General features: G+C 38.2%; 6 protein-coding genes and 1 pseudogene. 1 reads left to right on the forward strand and 6 read right to left on the reverse strand.

The genetic code is table 11. The features are described 5' to 3' along the window. Positions 1-33: 33 nt before the first annotated feature. Positions 34-1,203, reverse strand: a pseudogene (locus ACVRZD_RS07270) (MFS transporter); the annotation flags it as partial. An 865-nt stretch (positions 1,204-2,068) separates the two neighbouring features. Here ACVRZD_RS07270 and def point away from each other — a divergent pair. Next, on the forward strand, positions 2,069-2,683 hold the full coding sequence (def, locus tag ACVRZD_RS07275; protein WP_037626462.1) for a peptide deformylase: 615 nt from the start codon (positions 2,069-2,071) through the stop codon (positions 2,681-2,683). A gap of 116 nt (positions 2,684-2,799) precedes the next feature. Here def and ACVRZD_RS07280 read toward each other — a convergent pair whose 3' ends face one another. From ACVRZD_RS07280 to rseP, 5 genes are all read right to left on the reverse strand, one after another. Then, on the reverse strand, positions 2,800-3,414 hold the full coding sequence (locus ACVRZD_RS07280; protein WP_037626461.1) for a nitroreductase family protein: 615 nt from the start codon (positions 3,412-3,414) through the stop codon (positions 2,800-2,802). 137 nt (positions 3,415-3,551) lie between these two features. Continuing rightward, a complete protein-coding gene (locus ACVRZD_RS07285; protein WP_037626459.1) occupies positions 3,552-3,977 on the reverse strand; it encodes a MarR family winged helix-turn-helix transcriptional regulator in 426 nt (141 codons plus the stop codon). Positions 3,978-4,067: 90 nt separating this feature from the next. Then, entirely contained in the window at positions 4,068-8,465 is a 4,398-nt protein-coding gene (locus ACVRZD_RS07290) for a PolC-type DNA polymerase III (RefSeq protein ID WP_037626457.1), read from the reverse strand. 146 nt (positions 8,466-8,611) lie between these two features. Beyond that, positions 8,612-10,462 carry a proline--tRNA ligase gene (locus tag ACVRZD_RS07295; protein WP_037626455.1) on the reverse strand — a complete coding sequence of 617 codons (1,851 nt, stop codon included), beginning with the start codon at positions 10,460-10,462 and terminating at the stop codon, positions 8,612-8,614. A 23-nt stretch (positions 10,463-10,485) separates the two neighbouring features. Further along, a complete protein-coding gene (gene rseP, locus ACVRZD_RS07300) occupies positions 10,486-11,745 on the reverse strand; it encodes an RIP metalloprotease RseP (RefSeq protein WP_037626453.1) in 1,260 nt (419 codons plus the stop codon). Positions 11,746-11,766 lie beyond the last annotated feature (21 nt).

An 11,766-nucleotide genomic window follows, 5' to 3' on the forward strand; every position in this document is an offset into this window, starting at 1 on the left:
GCAAGGTCAACTTATTTAACAATTGAATCCAACTTAGTTTCTAACAGCTTTTCTTCTTACTAGCTCTGCTAGCAATAATCCTAATCCCAATAGTAAACTAAGGACGGCATAAATAAAATAAGGTGCAATGACTGATTTGGTAAGGCTAGTTAACCACTGCAGAACTAGGGCCGCCCCACCACCACCAATATTACAACCAATCAGGACAAGAGTTGTTGCTGCTGTAAGTTGATTACCTGGAATTTTTTCAGATACCGTATGAAAGATAACTGTCACCCCGACACTATAAACAAAACCGGTTAAAACTGCCCCTAGCCCAATAAGAAATAGATTGTTTGCATAATAAAGCACAAACATGCCAAGACCCAGTGAGATTGCAACAACAGCCATTAAGTAGGAATGAAACCAAGACAGTAGTCGGCTGAAACAAATTCCTGAGAGAATCCCCATCAACATCATTAAACTCAAAATCAAACTAGCCTGTGCTGGTGTTCCCATATGTAATTGATCCATAGCCAGTGGGATTCTAAGGGTGTTTGATGTGTTGACTAAAATAACAAAACCTGCATAGATTGCCATGGCCACAAGACTGATAATTTGCTTTGCTGACAAAGGAATTTCTTTACTGTCTCTTATCTGCTCAACTTTAACTTCAGGAACAAATAAAAGATACATGGCTAGAATAATAATTGCAAATAGGTAAATCAAGAAAGCATTTTGCCACCCAAAGCTGATGAGATAGCCCGCTAAAAAGGTCATGACAGCTGCCCCGACAACTTCAGCAGAAGATCTGAGTCCCAGCATCTGAATGCGTTCTTTCCCAGTGAAGCGTTCACTAATAATATTAATAGCCTTGGCGTTAATCAATCCAATACCTGCCCCCAGTAATAATCGTGACAGAAAAACCAAACTGTAAATTTGAGTGAAAACCGGTGTAGCTCCCGCAAAGGCAATTAAAAGCAACCCTGTAATAACAGTTTTTCTGGCTGATAGCCATTTACTAATAAAGGGATTGATTAACAAAATTCCTAAAATAGCAAAGGAAGATAGTGAGAAAAGAATATTGACATCTTTACTGCCATAGCCTTGTTCTTGATAGTAATCCAACATCATTGAAATTGCTGGTGAAACAGAAAATGGTGTAATCATCATTAGGGATAAAGCTAATAGACTGATTTTTTCTGTCAGATGTTTCATTGTAAAATCCTCATTTCTCGTTACGGTCTCTTTTCATTATAATAGATTATGCTGTAATAATATAGCATCTAATTTTCCTTTTTTGATTTTTCCTTTCTAAAAATGCAAAAGACCAATCCCTAGATTAAGGAATCGGTCTTTAAATTGTTTTCCAGTTTATTCTTCTCTCTCACTAAGAATCATTGTTTGGAGATTAGTGATATGATAACTTGTTTGTCTGCAAAAAACAAGTTGTTGGGTTAATTTTTCTAAAAAATTCACTTTACACGGACGACTTGTCTGTAAAAAACAAGACATCTACACCAATTACAACATCCCTAACGGACCAGATAATTGCTCTATCTGAACAAAGACCTGTTGGCCAGTTAATTAGTAAGGCGTCATCAGGTAATTCTTGAGGGCCTTGTCATTCATTTTAGACTAGACAGAATAAGCTGAAAATCCTTACTGTTAGCTACAATTCGCACTCGCTTAAGTAATGTAGGATCAGTTTTTAAGTTAATTGGCTTAGCTGTCTTTTTAAAGTAGATATAATAATCATACACCATATTCTTCGTTAACAAAAGTTTTCCTTTAACTGCTGAATAAACACCAAAGCCTATCCCAATTACTAATACCAAATGCAATAAGTGATTCTAATTGATCACTCATAAAAGTCACGCACCTTCATTTATTTAACGGCGCCTTCAAATGATGATGTTATTATAGTCCTATCCTAAACTACTGTCAACAGCTTGATGCTGAGTCAACAAATACATGTATCTAGCCATGTCTTGCTTCTCATTTTTAGAGAACGATAGTATGGTGTGCTCTTTAAAAAAGGCATAAATTATGATATAGTATAGCCATTGAATTAAAAAAAGGAGTAATAATGTCTGCACAAGATAAACTAATAAAAGCCAGTCATCTCATTAATATGGATGACATTATTCGCGAAGGGAATCCAACCTTAAGAGCTCATGCCAAGGAGGTTAATCTACCTCTTACTGACCAAGATATTCTCTTAGGCGAAAAAATGATGCAGTTTCTAAAAAATTCACAAGATCCCGTTATGGCTGAAAAACTCGGACTTCGCGGAGGAGTTGGTTTAGCTGCACCGCAATTAGATATTTCAAAACGACTTATCGCCGTGCTAGTTCCAAACATGGAAGATGCAGAAGGTAACCCTCCAAAAGAAGCATATAGCCTTAAAGAAATTATGTACAACCCAAAAATCGTCTCACATTCTGTTCAGGATGCTGCACTTGCAGATGGAGAAGGTTGTTTATCTGTTGATCGTTTAGTTGAAGGTTATGTTGTTCGCCATGCTCGCGTCACTGTGGAATTCTTTGACAAATATGGACATAAACAAAAAATGAAGCTAAAAGGCTACAATGCTATTGTTGTTCAACACGAAATCGACCATATCAACGGTATCATGTTCTATGATCGAATCAATGCTGGCTCACCTTTTGCAGTCAAAGAGGACATGCTTATTATTGACTAAACCAATCTGTCGATTGTAATGGTTACAAACATAACATAAAAACGCTCCTAAAAAATAGGGGCGTTTTTATATTATGAGAATATGAGCTTAAAATAAGCTTATTAAATGGCTAACGATTAACCAACCACTTTAAAGCGATCTTCATCAGCCATGAAATCTTTATCTCCAGCTGCAGCTTCGATAGAACCAAAGTTTAATTGACCACGAAGTTTCCAGTTTTCTGGAACACCGTATTTTGCCATAACTGATGCGTCAACAACTGGATTGTAGTGTTGTAGGTTTGCACCCAATCCTAGTTCTGCTGATAAAGCAGTCCACGCATTAACTGTTGAAATCCCTGAAGCTTGCTCAGACCAAATTGGGAAGTTGTCAGCATAGAGTGCAAATTGTTCTTGGAGAGCTTTAACAACGTCTTGGTCTTCAAAGAATAATGCTGTTCCTTTTGCATTACCAAAGCTAGCAAGTTTTTCTTTTGTGCCTGCAATAGCTTCTTCAGGAACACCTTGTTCTTTCATTGTTGCTACTAAATCGTTCGCAACCATGTCATTCCAAAATGATGTTACTTCATCATTCAATAAAATAAGAACACGTGTAGTTTGACTGTTAAATGCTGATGGTGATTGGCGAACAGCTTCTTTAATGACTTCTACAATTTTTTCATCTGAAACTTCAGTGTTACGACCCAAAGCGTAGATAGTGCGACGGTTTTTCAATTCTTCTAAAAATGACATATGATGCTTCTCCTTTAAATGTGGTTTTCCAGTTATCAAAAACAGCTAAGTACTGCTTTCGACTTTATTACTATATAGTGATTATTAGTACTATGTAGTAATTATATCACCTTTAAAAAATCTGTAAAGTCATTTGCTTATAAATTTTTAAATTTTTTCAACAATTTAATGAGTTGCCCTTGTTCTTCCTCAGTTAAAACAGAAAAAGCTTCTTCAACAAAAGCAATATGATTAGGTAACGCTTTATCAATCACACTTCTGCCTTCTTGCGTCAAACTGACTAGAAATGACCGTTTATCATTAGGACACGAAATACGCTCAACCCATCCCTTTTTTTCCATATTTTTAATAACAACCGTCATATTACCCGAGGTGGCTAAAATACTATTGATTAACTCCCCTATTTTCATCGTCCCTTTTGCATTTAACAAATCAAGAACTGCAAATTGTGTTTGGGTTAGGTCAAATTCTTTGTAAGAATCAGAGACCTTAGCATCAATAGTTCTAAAAGCTTTACGCATCACTACCATTGATTTTACTGCTTGGTTTTTAAATTCTGCCATATTACTCCCTTCTCATTTATCTATTTGTGTCAGTTTAACACTAACTAGTAACAAAGTCAATTGCTGTAGCAGCAATTGACTTTTGTCTATTTAAAAGAAATCTTCAAAAAGACTCAATTGATTGTCTTCCGGCATATTACCCAAGATTCCCATATCATCCATTTTTTCAACGAGGGTTGATGAAGCACCGCCACGTTTACGCAATTCCATCTTAGATAAAAATTCACCTTCTTGACGCGCACGAACAATTTGTCTAGCCACGTTTTCACCCAATCCTTCCATTGCAATAAATGGAGGAATCAAGGTATCACCATCAATTTGGAATTCGATAGCATCACTACGGTATAAATCAAGCTTCCCAAATTTATAACCACGTTCGAGCATTTCATTAACAAGTTCTAAGGTCGTAAAGAGGTCGTTTTCCACGTTTGTCGCCTCATTATTTTTTCGTTTAAGCTGAATATCTTCCATCCGAGCCTTAACCGCATCTAAACCACTACTCATCGTTTTTAGCTCAAAGGCTTTAGCCCTTATTGAAAAGTAGGCACAGTAATACATCAATGGATGATGAACTTTGAAGTAGGCTACACGTAAAGCCATTAGAACATAGGCTGCCGCGTGAGCTTTGGGGAACATGTACTTGATTTTTCCACAAGATTCAATATACCAATCTGGCACGTTATTTTCTCTCATGGCCTGAATATATGACTGACGTTCATCTTCAGAAATTTTCAACCACATCCCCTTACGTACACGTTCCATAATGGTGAAAGCCATTTTAGGTTCTAAACCAGCATGCATCAGGTAAACCATAATATCATCACGACACCCGATAACTGTTTTTAGGGTGGCAATTCCTTCTTTAATTAAATCTTGGGCATTTCCCAACCAAACATCTGTACCATGAGATAGCCCAGATAACTGTAACAGTTCTGCAAAAGTTGTTGGGTGGGTTTCATTAACCATTCCTCGAACAAAATTCGTTCCAAATTCTGGAATCCCTAACATACCTGTTGGTGTTCCAATTTGTTCAGGGGTAACACCAAGAATTTCCGTTCCAGAAAATAAGGCCATAACACCCGGGTCATCAGCTGGAATCGTCTTCGCATCAATTCCTGATAAATCCTCCAATTTCTTAATCATCGTTGGATCATCATGACCAAGGATATCTAACTTCAAGACATTCTCATCAATATCATGGAAATTAAAGTGAGTGGTTTGCCAAGATGCCGTCACATCCTCAGCTGGATATTGTACTGGAGTAAAATCATAAACATCCATATAGTTGGGAATAACAACAATCCCACCTGGGTGTTGTCCAGTTGTTCTCTTCACACCAGCTGCTCCACTTGCAAGACGATCCACTTCCGCATCACGGTAAAATTTCCCGAAATCTCGCTCGTATCCCTTAACAAAACCATAAGCTGTTTTTTCTGCCACTGTACCTACAGTGCCTGCCCTAAAGGCATATTCAGCGCCGAAAATATCTCTAACATCTAAATGGGCACTAGGTTGATCATCCCCTGAGAAGTTCAAATCAATATCGGGAACCTTATCACCATCAAAACCAAGGAAGGTTTCAAAGGGAATATCTTGGCCATCTTTTTGATACTTACTACCACATTGTGGGCAGGCTTTATCAGCAAGATCATAGCCAGAACCGACTGACCCATCTGTAATAAACTCCGAGTGCTGACAGTTAGGACAAACATAATGCGGTGGCATGGGATTGACCTCTGTAATCCCAATCATGGTCGCCACGAAACTTGATCCAACTGATCCCCGTGAACCAACCAAATAACCACGCTCATTTGATCGATTAACAAGCAATTGAGATGCCAAATAAATCACCGCAAAGCCATTTCCCAAAATCGACGTCAGTTCTTTTTCAATTCGTAAGTCAATAATGTCAGGTAAGGGATTGCCATAGATTTCAAAAGCTTTTTGATAAGTTAACTCAGCAACCGTTTCTTCTGCTTTATCAATATATGGGGTATAAAGATCTCCCTTAACCACTTCAACCTCTTCAATTCGATCAGCAAAGTCTTGAGTATTTTGAACAACCACCTGATAGGCCAACTCTTTCCCAAGAAAAGCCATGTCATCTAGCATCTCATTAGTGGTTCGAAAATGTGTTTGAGGTAGTGGCGCTGGTTTTGCCCCTTCGCCTCTTCCGATAGTCCGATTTATCATTGCTCCTTGTCCAAGACTACGAACAATAATCTCTCTGTAAATCTCATCTTCAGGCTCTAAATAGTGTACATTTCCAGTCACTAAAACAGGCTTGTTCAGTCGCGCACCTACTTCAATCAGGTCTTTAATAATCTGATAAATTCCCTCTTGATCCTTTATCAACTCCCTTACAATCAATGGCTGATAAATAGCTGGTGGCATAATTTCAATAAAGTCATAATACTTTGCTACTTCAACAGCCGCATCAACACCTTTATTTAAGACAGCATCAAATACTTCACCTTCTGTACAAGCTGTTCCCAGTAAAAGACCTTCTCTATACTGGTCAAGCACTGTGCGAGGAATTCTTGGAACACCTTCAAAATAAACAACATTAGAGAGCGAAACCAACTTAAACATATTTTTCAAACCAATTTGATTTTGAACATAAATGGTAGCGTGTTTAACTCTGGCTTTTTTATAAGAATCTTCTGCCACTAACTTGGTATTTAAATCTAGTAAGTTAGTAACATCACGTTTTTCTCTAGCATCTTTTAAGAAAATAAATAGTAGTCGACCAGTCGCCTCAGCATCATAATTGGCCATGTGGTGATGGTCAAGAGCTACTTGGAAGCGTTTGGTTAACGGGCCTAAACCATGTCGTTTATACTCTGGATATAAATTCCTAGCAAACTCTAAAGTATCTATGACAGGTTGCGTAATCAATGGTAAACCAGCTCGAGCATAGTTGGCATTCATAAACCCAACGTCAAAACTAGCATTATGGGCAACTAGTACCGTATCCTTACAAAATTCCTGAAATTCTTCTAAAACTTGTTGTAATGGCTTTGCACCAACCAAATGATTCTCAGTTATTCCCGTTAATTCTGTTGTAAAAGCTGACAGTGGGTGTCCCGGGTCAATAAATTCATCGAATTGCTCCAGAATGTTACCTTTATACATCTTTGAAGCTGCGATTTGAATCAAATCATTGTTCATAGCTGAAAGACCAGTTGTTTCTACGTCAAAGACAACATAAGTGCCTTCATGCAAATCCAAATCAACCGGATCATAGGAAATAGGAACCTTGTCCTCTACAATATTGGCTTCTAAACCAAAAATCGCTTTTATGCCAACTTTACGCGCTCGATGATAGCCATGAGGGAAACTTTGAACATTCCCATGGTCTGTAATAGCAACAGCCTTATGTCCCCATCTTGCAGCAGTGTCAATCAAGGATTCAACGGTTGGCAAAGCATCCATTGTTGACATATTAGTATGTGCATGAAATTCAACGCGTTTTTGACCTTCAGGCATTAAATCCTTGCGTTGATGATGAACAATCTCTTTGACTTGTTGCACATTCATTGTCAGACTCTTTGTAAATTGATTGTTTTCAATATTCCCTTGAACTCTTAACCAACTTCCCTTAGCAATCATGTCAAATTTACGCAACTCATCATCATCTTTAGCCCACTTTTGCATAGCAAAGCTAGATGTATAGTCTGTCATTTTAAAATTGATGATGTGACGGCCAGTTCGCGTGGTTTTGCGTTCCACATCAAATACCATTCCCTCAAAGACAATCCGATTTTCTTCAGTTTCAACTTCTATCATCGGTGTTATTGTCGCCTTTTCAAATCCTGCTTGACGTTGCGCCACCCGTTCTTTGAAATCAAAACTTGGCTTCGGTGCTTGTTCTTCAGGAGCAGGTTGTAAAGCCTCTAATGATTTTTGAGCTTCGAGATTTTCTTGCACAGCTTTTTCTAAAATAGCTTGACGGCTATTATCAAAATTCGCTTGTAAGGTTTGTGTCATTTCAGAATCAGAAACCATGATGATGTCTAAGTCTCCAAAGCCAAACTCCTTAAATTGTTTAACTAGATTTGGAATGTGATTCATTCTAAAGTGGTCATTATTGACAAAGTGAGGCGCCATTATTCGAACTTGTCCATCAGTAAAAGACACTTCTAATTTTGCAAAAGACGACTTGAAACTTGCCCCATTACACGGTTCGTGTTCGAACGCTTCACGGTAATAAGCTTGCAAGAGTTGACCAGAGAACTCTGGACGATCAACCGTAATATCAAAACGTGTCTTTATTTCTGCAGCTTCAAACGTATGCTTCAGTCGATAAGCTAATTCTTGATAGATTTCGATTGGTAATAGCTCCGCAAAAGAAAAATGAAAGTCCCAAAGTCGCGACACAGAATGTACCTTAACTTCAATGATATCTCCAGACGAAAAAGCACTTGAACTTCTCATGTCAAGCGGCATTTCTATCTGTTCCATTAATTTAACGAATAAATCTGACATAGTTTTCTCCTGAATATCTTAGCCTATATTTTACCATAAATAGGAAGACATTTCGACCCAGACCATTAGGAAATAAAAAAGAAAGCTGGGACAGACACCCATGAGGACAAAATCCTCATGGGTGTCTGTCCCACTCTCTTATCTCTTTACTTAGTTAAAATTTCTAAAGTTTCAATAAGATTTTCAACATTCACTTCAATGCTGTCACCACTTGCTTTAATTTTAATGTCAACAATGCCTTCTGAGGCTTTCTTTCCAACTGTAACACGGATTGGTAAGCCGATCAAATCACTATCCGAGAATTTTGAGCCTACACGTTCATTACGGTCATCCGTTAAAACATCATAGCCTTTAGCCATTAAATCAGCTTCAATACGACTTGTTAACTCTTGCGCTTCTTGGTCTTTTGTATTAACCGTAATCAAGTGGACATCAAACGGTGCCAATTCTTTAGGGAAGTTAATTCCCCATGCAAAACGATAGTCGCCTTTAGGCGTTTTATTAACGAACAGGCGCGCATGCTGCTCAATCACAGCTGATAAAATACGGCTTACTCCGATACCATAACAGCCCATAACAATTGGAACTGCTCGGCCATTCTCATCAAGAATCGTTGCACCCATACTGTCAGAATAACGCGTGCCCAACTTGAAGATGTGACCAATTTCAATACCACGCGCAAATTGAAGAACACCATGTCCATCTGGAGAAACTTCACCTTCTTTAACTTCACGAATATCAACATACTCAGCTTTAAAATCACGCTCAGGGTTGACACCAGTTAAATGATAGCCATCTTTATTAGCTCCAGCAACTGCGTTAGCAAGGTCCGCTACTTTACGGTCAGCCACAATTTGAATATCATCTGCTAAATTAACTGGTCCAAGTGAGCCAAAATGAGCACCAAAAACTGTGAAAGCTTCTTCCTCAGTTGCCACTTCAAAGAAGTCTGCACCAAGATAGTTTTTCAATTTAACGTCATTAACTTGATCATTACCAACCAATAAAGCTACAACTGGTTTTTGGTCAGCTATAAAGAGCAAGGTTTTAATCGTTTGCTTTTCATCGATGTCAAGAAAGGCTGCAACCTCATCAATTGTTTTACAATCAGGAGTAGCAATTTCTGCCAACTCAGCTTGTGCTTCAACTTTTTGAGAAGGTTTGTACTCATCACTTGCCATCTCAAGGTTAGCTGCATAGCTGGACTCACTTGAATAAGCAATGGTATCTTCTCCTGAAATCATCCAGGCTTTAAGTTCTGCTTTAATAGCGTCCAAGACATCTTCAGGAATGTCATCCACAGATGGAATGGATTTATCAAGAACTAACCAACGGTCAAGATCAGTACGTTCAGGTGTGATTGCCATGAATTCCTGAGAGTCTTTACCGCCCATTGCTCCGCCATCGCCAATGATTCCTTTGAAATCAAGACCAGCTCTGGTAAAGATAGCTTCGTAAGCACGACGGTAGTCTTCATAAGTAATATCAAGATCTTCGTAATCAGGGTGGAAGCTATAGCCGTCTTTCATGATGAATTCACGCGTGCGGAGCAACCCATTACGTGGACGTTTTTCATCACGATATTTAGACTGAATTTGATACAGGTTTAATGGTAATTGCTTGTACGATTTAACCGCATCACGAACCAATGTTGTAAAGGTTTCTTCATGCGTTGGACCTAAGATAAAATCAGAATGATCTCTATTTTTAAGTTTATAAAGGTCATCACCATAGGTTTCATAACGACCAGATTCACGCCATAAATCAGCAGTGAGTAACGCTGGTGCAAGCATTTCAACGGCACCAATTTTTTCAAACTCTTGACGCATAATCGTTTTAAACTTTTCAATTGTGCGGTTTGCAAGTGGTAAATAAGCATAGATACCAGCTGAAACCTGCCTCACGTATCCAGCACGCACCATCAAAGCATGGCTGATAACTTGGGCATCACTTGGCATTTCGCGAAGTGTTGGTATAAGCATTTTTGATTGTTTCATAGTAATTAATTTCTCCTATTTCATTAGAAAAAAGCACGCATAATATCATTCCAAGTTACTGCAATCATCAATACTATCATAATTGCTACTCCTGCAAGAGTGATGTAACTTTCAGTCTCTTGTTTCAGTGGCTTACGACGGACAGCTTCAATCAAGTTGATAAAAATTTTCCCACCGTCAAGAGCTGGAATTGGGATCAAATTAAAGATTCCTAGATTTATAGATAACATAGCCATTAATGATAGTACAGAGACCAACCCACTTTGAGCAGCTTGACTGGACATTTGATAGATAGCAACGGGACCACCTAGTTTATCAAGGCTAAATCCTGTAATCAGATTTTTTAATGCTCTAATTATTATCATAGCACCGTTCAAAGCCATCTCAAAACCACCAACTAATTTATCTTTTAAGCCAGTTTTAAGTTGCGATTGAACACCAATAAGGTATTGTTTTCCCTGCTTTTCAGGTTTTAAGTTGCGTACTCTTTTCTCGCCGTGCGATAGCGTTGTCACTTGTAAAGAATCAACACTAGATAATTTCTTGGTAGACAACTGTACAGCTTCTGTTAAATCTTGCCAATTTTTAACAGGGTACTGATTAATTTTAATGATTTGATCATCCGTTTTAATGCCAGCTTTAGCAGCTGGGCCATTGTCCACAACACGAATATGATTTGTATTATAATCCGGAACACCGCCTTGTACGAAAGCCATGATGATAAAGACCACTAAACCAAGAATAAAATTATTCATCGGACCAGCAAAATTGGTGATTAATCTTCCCCAAATACTGGCATTTTGATATTGAACATCTAATGGTGCAATGCGAATTTCAGTCCCATCTTCTTCAACAATAGTTGCATCATGATGCACAGCATAGGTTCTTCGTTCATCAATCACCAATCCAGTAATTTCTAGCTTGTCTTCTAAATCATAAGCTGTTACATTCATCGGCAAGCTCGTAGGATCAATATTCCTTTGAGAGAGGTTTATCCGCTTTACTAAGCCTTCTTCATTCAAGCTTAAACTAGCAGGAGTACCTGTTTTAATTTCAGTGGTATCGTCACCCCAACCGGCCATTCGAACATAGCCACCTAAAGGGAGAATACGAATAGTATAGAGCGTTCCTTCTTTGTCAACTTTTGAAAAGATTTTCGGTCCCATTCCAATTGCAAATTCGCGAACTAAAATACCAGATTTCTTTGCAAAATAGAAATGCCCAAATTCATGGACAATAACTAAGATTCCAAAGATGATAATAAAGGTAAATAAGCCTAACATAACTTTCCTTTCAGTTTATTT

It is taken from the genome of Streptococcus hongkongensis (genome assembly GCF_053206145.1).

Excerpts from the sequence above, each read along its gene's own strand:
- def (WP_037626462.1), top strand. The coding sequence starts at position 2,069 with ATGTCTGCACAAGATAAACTAATAAAAGCCAGTCATCTCATTAATATG.
- ACVRZD_RS07280 (WP_037626461.1), bottom strand. The coding sequence starts at position 3,414 with ATGTCATTTTTAGAAGAATTGAAAAACCGTCGCACTATCTACGCTTTG.
- ACVRZD_RS07285 (WP_037626459.1), bottom strand. The coding sequence starts at position 3,977 with ATGGCAGAATTTAAAAACCAAGCAGTAAAATCAATGGTAGTGATGCGT.
- ACVRZD_RS07290 (WP_037626457.1), bottom strand. The coding sequence starts at position 8,465 with ATGTCAGATTTATTCGTTAAATTAATGGAACAGATAGAAATGCCGCTT.
- ACVRZD_RS07295 (WP_037626455.1), bottom strand. The coding sequence starts at position 10,462 with ATGAAACAATCAAAAATGCTTATACCAACACTTCGCGAAATGCCAAGT.
- rseP (WP_037626453.1), bottom strand. The coding sequence starts at position 11,745 with ATGTTAGGCTTATTTACCTTTATTATCATCTTTGGAATCTTAGTTATT.